Annotated in this window: 11 protein-coding genes; 6 read left to right on the top strand and 5 right to left on the bottom strand. The window is 73.5% G+C overall.

Annotated features, from left to right (window positions below):
* Nucleotides 1-133 precede the first annotated feature (133 nt).
* A complete protein-coding gene (locus tag C6361_RS22475) occupies nucleotides 134-1,327 on the bottom strand; it encodes a cytochrome P450 (protein WP_107271117.1) in 1,194 nt (397 codons plus the stop codon).
* Between the two features lie 122 nt (nucleotides 1,328-1,449).
* Between C6361_RS22475 and C6361_RS22470 the strand changes: the two genes are divergently transcribed.
* The gene (locus tag C6361_RS22470) at nucleotides 1,450-2,517 is read left to right on the top strand and encodes a TetR/AcrR family transcriptional regulator (protein WP_107268911.1); all 1,068 of its coding nucleotides are present in this window, start codon (nucleotides 1,450-1,452) and stop codon (nucleotides 2,515-2,517) included.
* Nucleotides 2,518-2,590: 73 nt separating this feature from the next.
* Here the strand turns inward: C6361_RS22470 and C6361_RS22465 are convergent, their stop codons facing one another.
* Nucleotides 2,591-4,078, bottom strand: a complete 1,488-nt coding sequence (locus tag C6361_RS22465) for an MFS transporter (protein ID WP_107264037.1) — start codon at nucleotides 4,076-4,078, stop codon at nucleotides 2,591-2,593.
* A 125-nt stretch (nucleotides 4,079-4,203) separates the two neighbouring features.
* On the opposite strand from C6361_RS22465, the gene C6361_RS22460 reads away from it, so the two are divergent.
* Complete coding sequence (locus tag C6361_RS22460; protein WP_107268910.1) at nucleotides 4,204-5,001, top strand: aminoglycoside N(3)-acetyltransferase; 798 nt, start codon at nucleotides 4,204-4,206, stop codon at nucleotides 4,999-5,001.
* 103 nt (nucleotides 5,002-5,104) lie between these two features.
* Here the strand turns inward: C6361_RS22460 and C6361_RS22455 are convergent, their stop codons facing one another.
* Nucleotides 5,105-7,891 carry a family 78 glycoside hydrolase catalytic domain gene (locus C6361_RS22455; RefSeq protein ID WP_107268909.1) on the bottom strand — a complete coding sequence of 929 codons (2,787 nt, stop codon included), beginning with the start codon at nucleotides 7,889-7,891 and terminating at the stop codon, nucleotides 5,105-5,107.
* Between the two features lie 84 nt (nucleotides 7,892-7,975).
* Nucleotides 7,976-11,287, bottom strand: a complete 3,312-nt coding sequence (locus C6361_RS39030; protein ID WP_107268908.1) for a family 78 glycoside hydrolase catalytic domain — start codon at nucleotides 11,285-11,287, stop codon at nucleotides 7,976-7,978.
* A 178-nt stretch (nucleotides 11,288-11,465) separates the two neighbouring features.
* On the opposite strand from C6361_RS39030, the gene C6361_RS22445 reads away from it, so the two are divergent.
* The gene (locus tag C6361_RS22445) at nucleotides 11,466-12,524 is read left to right on the top strand and encodes an SEC-C domain-containing protein (protein ID WP_107268907.1); all 1,059 of its coding nucleotides are present in this window, start codon (nucleotides 11,466-11,468) and stop codon (nucleotides 12,522-12,524) included.
* A gap of 29 nt (nucleotides 12,525-12,553) precedes the next feature.
* Here C6361_RS22445 and C6361_RS22440 read toward each other — a convergent pair whose 3' ends face one another.
* A complete protein-coding gene (locus C6361_RS22440; protein ID WP_107271116.1) occupies nucleotides 12,554-13,132 on the bottom strand; it encodes a TetR/AcrR family transcriptional regulator in 579 nt (192 codons plus the stop codon).
* Between the two features lie 172 nt (nucleotides 13,133-13,304).
* Between C6361_RS22440 and C6361_RS22435 the strand changes: the two genes are divergently transcribed.
* The 3 genes from C6361_RS22435 to C6361_RS22425 all read left to right on the top strand — a co-directional run bounded on the left by C6361_RS22435 (nucleotide 13,305) and on the right by C6361_RS22425 (nucleotide 15,163).
* Nucleotides 13,305-14,234, top strand: a complete 930-nt coding sequence (locus tag C6361_RS22435) for an alpha/beta fold hydrolase (protein WP_107268906.1) — start codon at nucleotides 13,305-13,307, stop codon at nucleotides 14,232-14,234.
* 124 nt (nucleotides 14,235-14,358) lie between these two features.
* Nucleotides 14,359-14,697, top strand: coding sequence for a helix-turn-helix transcriptional regulator (locus C6361_RS22430; protein ID WP_107258977.1), 339 nt, complete (start codon nucleotides 14,359-14,361; stop codon nucleotides 14,695-14,697).
* A 1-nt stretch (nucleotide 14,698) separates the two neighbouring features.
* On the top strand, nucleotides 14,699-15,163 hold the full coding sequence (locus C6361_RS22425; protein ID WP_107258976.1) for an SRPBCC family protein: 465 nt from the start codon (nucleotides 14,699-14,701) through the stop codon (nucleotides 15,161-15,163).
* Nucleotides 15,164-15,169: the final 6 nt, after the last annotated feature.

Here is a 15,169-nt window from a genome sequence, read left to right as displayed (position 1 = left end):
TCTCAGTGGACGGACACTGAGACGATCCTGACCAGCCGCCCCGCCCGGACTCAATGGCTGGCGGTGGCCACATCCGGCCAGCCTCCGCCGGCACCGCCGACACACCGGCCGGACGGGGGCGAGGACGGATCGGCTAGGGGCGCAGTGCCACCCGCAGCTCGGTCAGCCGCCAGGTTCCGGGATCGGGTACCCGGCGTGCCCCGTCCTCGACCGGTGCGAGTTCCGGGAACCGGCGGAGCAGGGCGCCGAGCGCGACCTCGAGCTGCACCCGGGCCAGTGCCGCACCCAGGCAGAAGTGCGGTCCGTACCCGTACCCGAGGTGTGCGGGTCCGCCGACGGGGCGGCGCAGGTCGAGCCGGTCCGGATCGGCGAACACCCGGGGATCCCGGTTGGCGCCGGCCAGTGCGGCGCTGACCGGCTCGCCCTTGCCGATCGGCACACCGGCGATCTCGACGTCCTCCCGGGCGTAGCGGGGCAGGCTCAGCAGCTGCGGGCCGCACCAGCGGGTCAGCTCCTCGACCGCGCCGGGCAGCAGCCCCTCGTCGGCGCGCAGCGCCGCGAGCTGGTCGGGGTGCCGGAACAGCGCCTCGACGGCGTTGGCCAGCGCGTTGGTCGGGGTCTGTCCGGCCAGTACGAGATGCCAGACCAGGGTGACCAGCTCGGTCTCGCTGAGCCGGTCGGAGTCCTCGGCGTGCACGCCGACCAGCTCGGCGAGCAGGTCGACGCCGGACCCGCCGGTACGCCCGACGACGGCGTTCGCGGCGTCCCGCATGATCGCCGGTACGGCGGCGACGAACGCCGGCCCGTGCCCGGCGGCGATCGCGGCGCCGTACTCGCGCCAGCTCTGCCGGGCGGCCTCCGGGATGCCGACCAGTTCACAGATCACGTCCATCGGCAGCGGCCCGGCGAAGCCGGCGAGCAGGTCGACGACGCCGTCGTCGGTCCGGTCGGCCAGTTCGTCGAGGAGCTTCTCGACGATCGCGACGATCCTCGGCCGGAACTCGGCGGCCCGGCGCGCGGTGAAGGCGGGTGAGACCAGCCGGCGCAGCCGGGCGTGCTCGTCCCCCTCCATCTCCTGCATGGTCCGCAGGTATTTGCGGCAGTGCTCCGGGACGTCGAGTCGCTGGTAGGTGGAGGCGTTCAGCTCGAACCGGGGATCGGTGAGCATCGCCTTCGTCTCCGCGTACCGGGTGACCGCCCAGATGGTGCCGAACCCGGGCGTGACCAGCCGGGCGAGCGGGCCGAGTTCGCGGGCTCGGGCGTACGCCCCGAACGGGTCGGCCAGGGTCGCCGGGTCGGCAAGTTTGATCTCCGGGATCTCCGCCATGCCACGCTCCTCCATTCAGATGTTCCTGTCAGATGTTCACGTCATTCGGATGGCGACGGTATCCTACTGACACTCGACGGGCAACGGCCGTGGAGCGACCGTGCGGCACAGACGAGGGGACGATGGTCCGGCGCAACAGGATCGAGATGCAGGAACACAACCGCGCCAAGGTGCTGGCCGCCGCGCGCGACGAGTTCACCGAGCGCGGCTTCCGGGACGCCAAGATCGATCAGATCGCCGAGCGGGCCGACCTGACCCGGGGCGCCGTCTACTCCAACTTCCCCAGCAAGCGGGCGCTCTACTTCGCCGTACTGGCCGAGGCGGCCGAGGCGGCGGACGAGCCGGAGTACCGGCCGACGGCCCGGACGGCCGGCGCGGCGCTGGCCGACTTCGCCCGGGCCTGGCTGGCCCGGCTCCCCCTGGCCACCGAGGACCGGCACAGCGCGTCCCGGCTCGGCCGCGACCTCGTCCCCGAGATCCTCGCCGACGAACGGACCAGCCTGCCGTTCGCCCAACTGACCGGGCTGAGCGCGATCGTGCTCGGCCTGGCCCTGGAGCGGCTCGGGTCCGGGCGGGCTCCGGCCCGGATGGTCCGGGTCGCGGAGACCGCGTTGACCACCCTGCACGGCGCCGGTCAGCTCGCCGCCGCCGCGCCCGGCTTCGGCGAACCGTTCACCGTCGTCCGCGCCTGCGAACAGCTCGCCGAACTGGACCTCGACGACGAGTGGGGGCCGCCGCACCTGCCGTACGTCTCCCCGGCCCGTCCCGTCGACCAGCCGTGGAACCCGCCGGCCGCGATCGACGCGCTGCGCGACGAGCCGGCCCGGCTGACCGGGGACGGCGTGGTGGCGGTCCTCGGGCTGCACCGGCTGACCGCCGTCGAGGAGGCCCGCCGCGCCGCCCCGGCCGATGCCGAGGTGACCGTCGTGCTGGTCACCGGCAACCCCGGCGAGCTGGGCCCGCTGGCCCGGCTCACCGTTACCGAGCTGCGCGGCTGTCTCCGCGCGGCGGTCCCGGCGGCGGCCCGGTCCCGGCTCCAGCTCGTGCACGACGAGACGGGCGCGCTCGCCGCCGCGGCCGGCGTGGCGGCGTGCAGCGACGCCACCGAGAGCGCGGTACGCGTCGAAGCCGGCCGGATCGTCGCCCGCGCCGACGGCTACGGCGCCTGCCACGCCGTGGCCGACGGCTGACGGCTGACGGCTGACGGCTGACGGCGCAGAACGAATCGCCGGCCGGATCGCACCGACCGGCGGGCGGCGCCCGCTACGGGGTGGCGGCGGAGCGGCTCAGCTCCGGCTCGTTCGGCTCCGTCCCGGCCGCCGACCCGGTCATGAACCGCCGGCTCAGTCGCCGGTACGGCCGGCTGCGCAGCGCCAGCCCGGTCGCGATCAGCCCGACGATCCCGGTCAGCACGAAGACCAGGGCGAGTCCACGGTCGGCGCCGGTGCCGAACCAGCCGCCGATCGTCCGGGCACCCGCCCCGTCGGTCATGAACGGGATGAAGACGAACTGCGCGACCGGTGCGATCAGGAACGCGGTCAGCGGCGAGGCGGCCTGCTCGACGCTCTGCGCGAAGCCGAAGACCCGGCCCTGCCGCTCGTACGGCACCACCTTCTGCAACACCGTCTGCTCGGCGGCCTCGGCGTAGGGCACGACCAGCATGTAGACGTAGAGCCCGACGGTGAGCAGGACGATCGACGCGCGGAGCGGGAAGAGCAGGGTGACCGTCCAGAGCAGCAGGTTGACCAGGAGCAGCAGCCGGACGGGGTTGCGGCTCAGCCCGGTACGCGCGATGAGCAGCCCGCCGACGATGAAGCCGGTGCTCAACAGCCCCCAGAGCAGTCCCCAGGTCTGCACCGACACCAGCGACAGCCCGTACGCGTCCATCAGCGCCATGAAGACGCCGCCGAGGAAGTTGTTGAACGCCGAGAAGAGGATCAGCGCGGTCAGCCCCGGCACCTCGCCGACCACCCGGATGGTGCCGCGCAGGTCCACCCTGCGCTTCTCCGCGACCGGCGGCTCGGCCGGCGGTGGCGCGGCGGTGGCGACCGGCGCCGCACTGGTGGTGGCGCCCGGCGGTGCGGTGCTGGCGAGCGGCGGCTCGACCGGCGGCGCCGGTGCGACGGTGCCGGCCGGTGCCGCCGGGCGGTGCGGTACCGGCACGAGGGCCAGGTGCACCAGCGCGACCGCCAGCACCGCCAGGGCCAGGACCAGCACCCAGAACATCCCGCCGATCGCCACGAGGATGCCGCTGATCACCGACGTCACCAGGAAGGTGACCCCGGAGACCGTGCCGACCAGCCCGTTGGCCCGGTCCCGGGTCTCCTCCTCGATGAGCACCGTCACCAGGGTCGGCAACGCGATAGTCCGGATGTTCCCCGCGATGACCCCGAACATCAGCAGTACGATCATCACCCACAGTGGAACGCTGGCCGGGTCGGCGAACGACTCCTTCGGCGTCGCCTGGTAGACGGCGAAGGCCAGCGCGTAGAGCACCAGCGACACCAGCGCCGACGCCTGCATCATCGTCTTCTTGGAGTGGTGGTCCACGAGGCTGCCGAACCAGATGCCGGTCAGCGCCGTCAGCACCAGGAAGATCCCCGAGACCACGCCGGTGGCGAAGACCGACCGCGTCTGGAGGTAGACGTAGAAGGTGATCGCGAACCACGCGGTGAAGTTGATGACCGACACCAACAGGGTGTTGACCAGTAACTGGTAGAAGGTCTTCCGATCCCCCCGGATCACGCTCATGCCCATGACCCTATGACCTCAATCAAGGTTGATGTCGAGGCGTTTCCGAACCCGGGCCGAACGTCCCGGACGGGGTGCCGAGCACACGTGGTCGGTCCGGGGCCCGGCCCCCTAGGCTCGGCCGGGTGGACCAGGCAGCCCCGCACACCACCGGCTCCCTCGCGGCGGACCTGCGCGCGCTCGGTCTGACCGCGGGTGACGTGGTGCTGCTGCACTGCGCGAGGCGGAGCATCGGATTCGTCGCCGGAGGCACCCAGGCGATCGTCCAGGCGCTGCTGGACGTACTCGGCAGCGCCGGCACTCTGGTCGTACCGACCCACACGCCCGACAACACCGATCCGGCCGGCTGGCGGCACCCGCCCGTACCGGAGACCTGGTGGCGGACGATCCGTGACCAGACCCCCGGCTTCGATCCGGCCCGCACCCCGAGCCGGTGGATGGGCGTGGTCGCCGAGGCGGTCCGCACCTGGCCCGGGGCGCTGCGCAGCCACCACCCGCAGGTCTCCTTCGCCGCGCTGGGCGCCCGGGCGCCGGAGATCGTGCGGGACCACCGACTCGACGACGCGCTCGGCGAGAACTCCCCGCTCGGCGCCGTGCACCGGCTCGACGGCAGGGTGCTGCTGCTGGGCTGCGGGCACGAGTCGAACACGTCACTGCATCTGGCGGAGTACCGGCAGCCGTCGCCGCCGCGCGGCGCGACCGGCTCCTCCGTCCGGCAGGCCGACGGAAGCAGCCGCTGGACCAGCTGGATCGACGTGGTCACCGACGAGAGTGACTTCACCCGGCTCGGGGCGGACTACGAGGCGACCGGCGCCGCGCGCGTCGGTGCGGTCGGCAGCGCCACCGCGCGGCTGATCCCGCAGCGTCACCTGGTCGACTTCGCCACCGGGTGGCTCGCCACCCACCGGCCCGGGACGCCATGATCCGGAGATCGGACCCACCGGATCCCGGCCCGTCGGCCGGACCTCCGGCTGGTGGCACCGCCGTGGCCCGCCCGGGTCGGCCGGGCCACGGCGGCGGACGACGTCAGTGCGAGCGGCCGGCCGGCTGGAAGACGGAGCGGCCGGAGCCGACCTCGAAGACGGCCCGGCCATCGGAGACCCCGACGAAGGTCGCCCGGCTCGGCCCGGCCGCCCGGTAGGACCGGCCCGGCAGCACCGGCAGCGCCACCCGGGCGGTCACGTTGACCGGCACGTCCAACTCGACCCGCAGCCCGGCACCGGTACGACGCCAGTCCACGCTCACCGGCCCGCGCTGGGTGTGCACCGTGCCGCTGGCGTACCCGAGACCGGTCGCCGGGGGCACGATGTCGACCCGGCCGGCGCCGGGAGTCGCGGTACGCACCCCGAGCAGGGTCTCCTGGACGTCGACCACGGCCTGGGCCCCCCAGCCGTGCGACTGACTGAAGTTGGTGCCCGGGTCGAGGGTCCACGCCTCCCAGGTGAAGGTGCCGCCCTGGGCGAGGATGTTCGCCCAGCCGAGGTCGTCCGGGTTGGTCAGCAGGTCGAGTACGGCGTCCGCCCGGCCCGCCTCGCCGAGCGCGGCGAGCAGCCAGTGCGCCGTCATCGGCCCCTGCTTCATGCCCAGCGACGCCAGGTACCCGGCCAGCGCCGGCCGGTCCGCCTCCGGCGCCACCCCGTGCGCGATCGCGTACGAGGTGCTGTGCTGGCCGGCGTGCGGGCTCTGCTCACCGGTGGCGGCGAGGCCGTCGACGTAGACCCCGTCGGGGCGGCGCAGCTTGGCGTTCATCGTCTCGGCCAGCGCGTCGGCCCGGGCCTGGTAACCGGCCGCCTCCCCGGCCGGCCGGCCCAGCGCCTCGGCCGCCAGCGCGACCGTACGCAGCACCTCCACGCCCTGGGCGTTGATGGTGGTCCGGGCGGCGGCGCTCATGTCGTAGCCGAACCGCCCCGGCTCGGGCCAGTCGACGATGCCGTACTGGTAGGCCCCGCTGCCGCCGGAGAGCCGGGTGACCAGGCCGGCGGTCGGCCCGTCGGCCGGGATGTGCCGGAGCACGTAGTCGGCGGTGTTCCGGATCGCCGGGTACGCCTCGGCGAGCAGTCTCGCGTCTCCGGTCTCGGTGTAGTAGCGCCAGACCCAGTCGACGAACATCAGCGAGTAGTCGGGGATGTCCCGCTTGCCGTCCCCGTTCGGATAGACCGCGTTGTAGCGCCCCAGGTCGTCGCCGCTGTTCCAGAAGCGCGTGGCGGAGTGCAGGAACTCCCGGATCGCCTGCTGGGTGGCGTCCCGCTCGCCGAAGGCGCCCATGGTGGCGTACGAGATGTCGGCCGCGTCGCCGAGGAACTGCCCCTTCTCCCGGGTCGGGGTGTCGACGAACGCCTCCTGCACCGAATAGATCGCCGAGCGCTTCAGCATCTCCCACACCTCGTTCAGGGTGCGGTCGGAGCTGCGGAAGCTCGCCTCCCGGCCGGCCGGGGTGTCGGTGTGCACCAGCACCGCCGAGACGTCGTCCCGGTCGATCCGCTCGCCCGCGTCCGGGATCTCCAGATAGCGGAAGCCGAGGTGGGTGAAGGCCCGGAACTCCTGCTTCCCGTCCTTCTGCACGTAGGGGAAGCTCATGTCGGTGCCCTGGGAGAGCAGGGTGGAGGTCTCGACCCGGCCGGTGTCGGGGTTCAGGTTGTAGCCGGCCCGGATCGGCACGGTCCGGCCGGCGACCCCGGCGTCGAACCGTACCGCCGGGCGGGCCGGGACGACCACGCCGAAGTCCGCGACCACCGTGCCGTCGGCGGCGGTGGTCAGCGCGACCGGCCGGACGGTCCGCTCGGCGAGCCGGGTCTCCTGGCCGATCAGGTGCGGGTACTCCGCCGTCGGGTGCGCCCCGACGACCACGGCCGGCGCCCAGGGCGCGGCGGAGTCGTCGTAACCGGGTGCGGTCCAGCCGACGATCTCGGCGCGGGCGTCCTGCCGCTCGATCCGGTCCCCCTCGCCGTTGCGCCGGGCGGAGCCGGCCGGGAAGAGCCCGTCCCGGGCCACCCGCCACGACCCGTCGGTGACGATCACCCGCCGGGTACCGTCGGCGTGCTCGACGACCAGCTTCAGCAGCACCCCGGGAGCCCCGGCGGGGCGGCCCTGGCCGCTGCCGTACCAGTGGTAGCGGAGCCCGACCGCGAGCGGCTTGCCCGCCCTGACCAGGTCGGTGACGTCGGCGGCCTGGTAGTAGTCCTCGCCGGGGTAGCCGAACGAGGTGCCCCGGTCGGCCCGCCGGCCGTTCAGGTACAGCTCGTAGGTGTGGTCGGCGGCGGTGTAGGCGCGGGCCCGGACCACCCGGCTGCGGCCGATCGACACCTCGGTCCGGGCCAGCGTGTAGTCGTCGGCGTCCCCGGTGACCCGGCGGATCCAGTTCGCCCCCTCCCACTGGTCGTCGGAGATGCCGGTCTCGAAGCTGCCGCTGCCGGCCGGCGAGCTGCGGCCGGTCCGGTCCCAGGTCCGCACCGTCCACCGGTACGCCGCGCCGGGCGCCAGCGCGGGTCCGGCGTACGGCACGTAGGACTGCTGCGCCGAGCGGACCCTGCCGGAGTCCCAGAGCAGGTCGCCGCCGGCCGTCGAGACCGTCAACCGGTACGCGGTCTGCGTCTCGCCCGGGTCGTTGTCCCGGGGCAGCCAGCCGAACCGGGGCGTGCCCTCGACGTTCTGCGGGCGTACCCGGTCGTCGACGGTCAGGCCGATAGGGGTGCCCGGCGCGTGCCCCCGGGTCGCCAGTGCCGGCGGGGCGGCCGCGAGCACACTCCCCGGCACGAGTACGGCGGTGACGACCAGTGCGGTCCTCAGCCGGGCGGATCGTCGGCGTCGTGACATGTGGCGCTCCTCTTTCGGGGTTCTGCCGCGAGCGGATTCTGCTGTGGACGGTCGGGGCTCCGCGCGCCCGGCCGACCGGTGCGTTCAGTGCCGGTCCGGCCAGGTGAGCTGGGTCGTGCCCGGCTCGACCCGGGTCAGCACGAGCCGGCCGCCGGCCACCGCGCGCTCCGGCGCCCGCCCGTCGGAGCGGACCCGCACCCGGCGGGCCTCGGCGACACCGAACCGGACGAGGTCCAGCTCGATCCGGCCGGTGACGTTCGGCGGCAGCGTGACGGAGAGGTGCGGTCCGGACCCTCGGTGCGGCTGCGGTCCCGCCCCTCGGTGCGGGTGCGCTCCGGAGCGCCGGTCGAGCCGGACCTGCACCGGGCCGCGTACCGTCGGGACGGTCGCCCGCAGCCACTGGAGCGGGCCGGGTTGCGGTGCGACCAGCACCTCCCGGGCACCCGGGGCGAGCGGGCGGACCCCGGCGACGAACCGGGGCACGATGTTGGCCGGCGCGGAGCCCCAGGCGTGCGAGAAGGTGGTGTTCGGCTTGATCGACGGGTCCCACGCCTCCATCACGATGGTGGCGCCGAGATCGTCCATCATGTGCAGCCAGGAGAACTGCTCGCGGCTGGTCAGCAGCCGGTGCGCGGCGTCGGCCAGCCCGGCCCGGTAGAGCGCCTCCAGCAGGAACTGCGCGCCGTAGACGCTGACCCGCATCCCGCCGCCGGCCAGCCACTCCCCGAGGGCCCGGACGTGCTGCTCCTGCGGCACCCCGAGGGCCAGCGGGAACGCCGTCGCGTGCTGTGCCCGGTGGTCCGTGCCGACCCCGTCGCGGTAGGCGCCGGCGACCGGGTCGAGCAGCTCGGCGTTGAGCGCGGCCCGCAGCCGGCCGGCCAGTTCGGCGTACCGCTGCTGGTCGGCGGGGCGGTCCAGCACCCCGGCGATCCGGGACAGCGCGTCGAAGGCGGCGTACTGCCAGGCGTTGATCACGGTGTTGACCCGGGTGAAGACGTACCCGTCCCGGTTGCTCGCCGGCCAGTCGACCAGGTCGGCGTTGGCCTGGCTGGAGCTGCCCGGATTCTTCTCCACCAGGCCACTGGCGTTCAGCGCCTCGTCGAGCTGCCGGTCGACGAAGAGGTCGTAGTCGGCGGCCAGGTTCGACGGGTCACCGGTGGCCAGGTAGTCCTGCCAGGCGGTGAGTACGGTCTGCAACCGGTACTCGGCCGGCCAGGTCGGCCGCCGGGCCAGGTAGGAGGTGGAGTACCGGGCCAGCGCGTACGACCGCTGGGTGGCGTACTCGGAGAGCTGGTTGATGATGGCGTCGCCCTCGTACGGGCCGCGTTCCCGGGTTGGGGTGTCCTGGTAGAGGTCCTGCCGGGTCGCCTCGATCGAGTACCGGCACATCGCCCAGACCCGGTCCAGATCCGGGTCGGAACTGGCGAACGCCGCGTCCCCCTCCCGCCAGGGCAGTTTCAGCACCGCCGCCTCGACCGCCCGGGAGAGGTCCAGTGCGGGATCGGCGACCAGCTCGATCCAGCGGAAGCCCCGGTAGCCCCAGTGTTCGAGCCGCTGCCAGCCGTCCCGCAGCGTCCAGACCTCGCGATAGGTCTGCCCGGCCCGCAGGTTGTACCGGGCACCGGTCTCGGTGCGCTCCTCGCCGAGCCGGACCTCGACGGTCTGCCCGTCGACCCCGCGCACCGAGAGCCGGACTCCGCCGACCACCTCCCGCCCCAGGTCGAAGAGCCAGCGCCCCGATTCGAGCCGGTGCACCGCGACCGGCCGCAGGTAGTGGTACTCCATGTTGCCGACCCAGGCCGGCGCCAGCGGCCGGGTCAGCGGGGTGCGGACCGCCGGCTGCCAGCCGGAGTCGTCGAACCCGGCGCGGGTCCAGCCGACCGGCTCGCGACGGGCGTCCAGATATTCCTGCGGCGCCTGGTAGTAGTCGCCGCCGGTGGAGCCGGCCGGTGGCCGCCACGCCCCGGCCCGGCGGGCCCGCCAGTCGGGACCGGTGCCGAAGACCTGCCGGGTGCCGTCGGCAAAGACCACGACGAGCTGGGCCAGGAAGCTGCGTTCCCGGGCGGAGTGGCAGAGCGCGGCGAGCGCGTTGCGGCCGGGCCGCAGCAGGTCGGTGACGTCGTGGGTGGCGTAGCGGGCCTCGCCGGCCATCGCCCGGACCGGGCCGACCCCGGCGATCTCGTCGTTGACCCGGAGCTGGTAGACGTACTGCCGGGCCGGCTCGGGCGACTGGCCGGTCGCGTAGAGGTAGCCGGCGGCGATCGGCCTGGCCGGCAGCACCACCTCGGTGCGCAGCAGCGCCCAGTCGTTGCTCTCGCCGAGCGTCGCCAGCACCGACTGGCCCCGGTCCACGACCAGGTCACCGCCGTCGACCGTGCCGGTCGGGCCGAAGACTCCCGGACCGGCCGAGAAGTCCTCGTCGACCAGTACGCTGCCGGTCGGGTCGGTGAAGCTGGCGGAGTGGAAGCGCTGCGCCTCGGTACTCCCGTTGCGGAACCCGATGCTCCCGGCGGCGTACGTCCCGTCCACAGTGGTGTCCAGCAGTACGTCACCGAGGTAGGTCCGGATGGTCGGGCCGGCGAGTTCGACCCGCAGCCGCAGCGGGGTGCCCAGCGGTACCGGCTCGGTGAGCGGCCGGTCGGCCAGTACGGTGTAGCTGCCGTTGCGCTGCACGTGCGTACGCAGCACCCCGGGGCTGCCGGCCCGGAGCTGCCACAGGTAGTTGTTGGCGCTGTCCTGCGCCCGGAACCAGAGGCTGGCGGCGACCGAGGTGATGGTGACCGAGACCTCGAAGCTGCCGTCGCCGAGCCGGACCGTGCCGTCGGGTGCCCAGATCGGTTCGGCCACCCAGGTGTCCCCGGCGGCGGTGACCACCCGCTGCGGCGCGGACCAGGACGAGACCCGCTTCGGGTCGGCCCAGGTACGCACCCGCCAGTGGTAGACCGAGCCGGCCCGCAGCGGCGGACCGGCGTACGGCACGGCGGTGGAGTCGGCCGACACGACCCGGTGACTGTCCCAGACCACACCGCCCCGGCGGGACAGTTCGGTGGCGGTGTGCGCGACCTGCACCTGGTAGGCGTACTGCCGGGGCGCCCGGCCCAGGGCCGGCACGATCCAGCTCAGCCGGGGGCGCTCGGCGGCGATCCCGAGTGGATCGTCCAACAGGGAGGTGAGCAGTCCGGTCGGGGCCGGGGTTCCGGTCGGCCTGCCGGCCGCCGAGGCGGCTGCGGTGCCGGCGGCGTCGCCGAGCGCGCCGAGGGTGGCTCCGGACGCGGTGGCAGTGGCGGTGGCGCCGAGGGCGAGGGCGCCTCCGGTGCCGAGCAGGCCCCGGCGGGAGAGCCCGGGGACCGGGTCGGTGGTCTGGTCGGCGGTGTGCTCGGCGCTGGGCTGGCTCACCCTGCCTCCTGCCTGAATCGTTTCAGGCAGGTTAACGCCGCCGGCCGGTCCGCCGGAAGACGCGACGGTTGGCCGGATCCGGCCACCCCTCCCCCGCCACTCCACCCGTGCGGCCACGTGTGGCGGGTTACACCCCGACCGGGCGGGTTCGGGTCGGCCACCGCAGTACGGTGAAGCCGTGCCGACCAAAGACGTTCTCACCAGCGCAGACCTGACCGAGCTGCGACAGTCCGCGCTCGGCGCGGCCGACCCGCTGGGCATCGCCGCGGAGCTGGCCGAGGCGGTCGAGCAGGAGCGGCTCGCCGATCCGGCCGACGCCGGCCGGGCGCTGACGCTGGCCGCCGAGATCGCCGAGTCCAGGGCGAAACTCGACGCCGCCCAGCGGTACGCGGACCGCGCCGTCGGGGCGTACCGGGACAGCACCGAGCCGGACGCCGGGTTCGCCAGGGCGTTGCACGCCCGGATCCTGTTCCGGGCCGGCCGGGCCGACGAGGCGCTGGCCGAACTCACCGCGCTGCGTCCACTCCTCGACTCGCAGCCGGATGCCGCCGCCTATCTCAGCGCGGCACTGGACGTCGGGGGCCGGACCGACCTGGCCGAGCAGTGGTTGACCGAGGCGGTGGAGACCGCGCTGCGCAACCGGGCCACCCCGGCGCAGGGTGCCGAGGCGGACGCCACGGCGACCGCCGACGCCACGGCGACCGCCGAACCGACCGCCCAGGAAGCCTCCGGACTCCTCTTCTTCCTGCTGCAACAGCGGCACCGGGTACGCCGCGAACTCGACCTGCCGCACGACCAGAACGACAACCTGGCCGACCGGCTGGAGAACGAACTGTTCCGCAGCGCGACCACGACGGCGGCCGAGCCGGGGCCGGAGGCACGGCTCTTCCTGCCGGAGGGCGAGTTCGACGCGCTGCTGTCGCGCTGGCCCGACCTGGCCGGGGCGGTCGGCGCGGACTGGGCCGAGCACCGGGCCGGGATCCAGCGGGAACTGGTCCGGTTGACCGACTCGGGTCGGGTCGGGCTCGGCCCGCTGCGCGGCTCGACCGACGGGCTGGCCGGGTACGCCGCGCGCACCGGAGTGGAGCCGACCGACGAGTCGGCCCGGGCCGGCTACGCGGCGGAGCTGGCCGAGCGGGGCGCCCAGCTTCCCTGGCCGCCGGAGCGGAACGAAGCGTGCTGGTGCGGTTCGGGCAGCAAGTACAAGAAGTGCTGCCTGCCGCGTACCCGAGGCTAGCTCTCCCGCCGGTGGGTCGGCTCGGTCGATCAGCGCAGGCGTAGCCCGGCGAGGAGCACCTCCACCATCCGACGGGCGTCGTACCGGGGGTCCCGGTCCGCACCGATGCAGAGGTTGCCGACGCCCCGCATCAGTTCGAGCGCCCCGATGTCGGGGCGGATCTCGCCCGCCCTGGCCGCGGCGTCGAGCAGTTCGGCGCAGACCGGCACGAGTCGGTCGAGGAAGTAGTCGTGCAGGGTCGCGAAGGTCGCGTCGTCGGATTGCAGCGCCTCGGCGAGGCCGTGCTTGGTGACCAGGAAGTCGACGAAGAGATCGATCCACCGGGTCAGGGCGTCGTGCGCTGAGTCGCCGCTCGCCAGCAGCGCCTGCCCCGCCTCGACGCACGCCTCGACCTGGTGCCGGTAGACGGCGACGACGAGATCGGCCCGGGTCGGGAAGTGGCGGTAGATCGTCGCGACCCCGACGCCGGCCTTGGCGGCGATGTCCCGCACCGGCGCGTCGACGCCGGAGGCGACGAAGGCCGCGGCGGCCGCATCGAGCAGGCTCTCCTCGTTACGCCGGGCGTCGGCCCGCTTCCGTCGGGGCGACGATGCCGCCCCGCTGCCGATCTCGGTCACTGTGCCGTTGCCTCCGTCACTCGCCTTGCTAACCGGAACAGCGTTCCGTATGGTTGAAACGGAACAAGGATCCGGTACTCATGGTGCCAGAGCCGGCGCCCGGTGACCAGGCCGCGCCCCGCCCCGCACACCACTCCCCCGCACGTCACTCAAGGAGAAGCTCATGCGTCACTCCGACGAATCCCTCGGTACGCCCGTTCCCGTCGTCTCGGTACGCCCGGTGCTGCTGCCGGCCCCGGGCCGCGACGAGGATCTCCAGGTGCGGGTCTCGGCACCGGTGACCGGCGACGAACTGCCCGTCATCGTCTTCTCGCACGGCTTCGGCGGGTCGCTGGACAGCTACGCCCCGCTGGTCGACTTCTGGACCGCGCACGGTTTCGCGGTCCTTCAACCCACCCACCTCGACTCGCGGACCCTGGACGTGACGCCCGACGACCCGCGTTACCCGAAGATCTGGCGCTTCCGGGTCGAGGACCTGACCCGTGTCCTCGACGAGTTGGACCGGATCGAAGCCGCCGTACCCGGCCTCGCCGGGCGTCTCGACCGCGGCCGCATCGCTGTCGCCGGCCACTCCTGGGGAGCCCAGACCGCCAGCATGTTGTTGGGCGCGCGGGTCCTCGACGCCCAGGGTGTGCCGGGCGACGACCTCTCCGACCCGAGGATCGGGGCCGGGGTACTGCTTGCCCTGGCGGGCACCGGCGGCGCCGACCTGACGCCGTTCGCCGCCGAGCACTTCTCCTTCATGAACCCGGACTTCACCGGGATGACCACACCGGCTCTGGTGGTGGCGGGCGACAGGGACCAGTCCGCCCTGACCGCCCGGGGGCCGGAGTGGTTCACGGACGCGTACTTCCAGAGCCCGGGGGCCAGGAGCCTGCTCACCCTCTTCGGCGCGGAACACTCGCTGGGCGGGATCTCCGGGTACGACTCCACCGAGACGACGGACGGGAGTCCGGAACGGGTCGCCCTGGTCCAGCGGCTCAGCTCGGCCTTCCTCCGCAGCGCGCTCTACCCGACGGACACCTGCTGGGCCGTGGCGAGCGCCGCACTGGCGGAGGGCACCGACCCGCTGGGCCGGGTCGAAACCAGGTGACCCTCCGGCCGAAGGCTGCCCGTCCCTCGGGGCGGGCAGCCTTCGGGGGGTTGACACCGGCCGCCGCAGGCGGCATATTCAACCTATCAGTTGATTAACCGCGCGGTTGAGAAGGGCGGAGCCAGTGGACCGGCTGAGCGAGGTGTTCGGCGCCCTCGCCGACCCGACCCGGCGGGCCATCCTGGCCCGGCTGGCCGAGGGCGAGGCGACGGTCAACCAGATCGCCGAGCCGTTCCCGATCAGCCTCCAGGCCGTCTCCAAGCACCTGAAGGTGCTGGAGCGGGCCGGGCTGATCACCCGGGGCCGGGAGGCGCAGTGGCGGCCGTGCCGGCTCGACGCGGAGCCGCTGCGCGAGGTGGCCGACTGGATCGCCGGCTACCAGCGGTTCTGGGAGCAGCGCTACGACCAGCTCGGCGATTACCTGCGACAGCTACAGCGAGACGACACCCGACCGGAGGAATGAGATGAGCGAGAACCTGACCGTGACCCTGCCCACCGACCTGGAGATCAAGATGGTGCGCGTCTTCGAGGCGCCGCGCGCGCTGGTCTTCGAGGCGCACGCGAAGTGCGAGCACGTCAAGCACTGGTGGGGCCGGGGCAACCCGCTCGACTGCGAGATGGACTTCCGGCCCGGCGGCAGCTACCGCTTTGTCGAGCACGCCCCGGACGGCGAGTACGCGTTCCGGGGCGAATACCGGGAGATCCGGGCGCCGGAGCGGATCGTGCAGACCTTCGAGTTCGAGGGCATGCCCGGGCACGTCTGCGTGGAGACGCTGGAGCTGACCGAGTCCGACGGCAGGACGACGGTCACCAGCGTGACCCGGTTCGACACCAAGGAGGAGCGCGACGCGATGGCCGCCTCCGGGATGGCCGAGGGCGCCCGCGAGTCGTACGAGGCCCTGGCCGCGTACCTGCCGAAGCTCTCCTAGCGGCGG

This window comes from Plantactinospora sp. BC1, from assembly GCF_003030345.1.
Lineage (GTDB): Bacteria > Actinomycetota > Actinomycetes > Mycobacteriales > Micromonosporaceae > Plantactinospora.
Note: the sequence above shows the minus strand (reverse complement) of the source record. Positions and strands in the feature narration are given on the sequence as shown.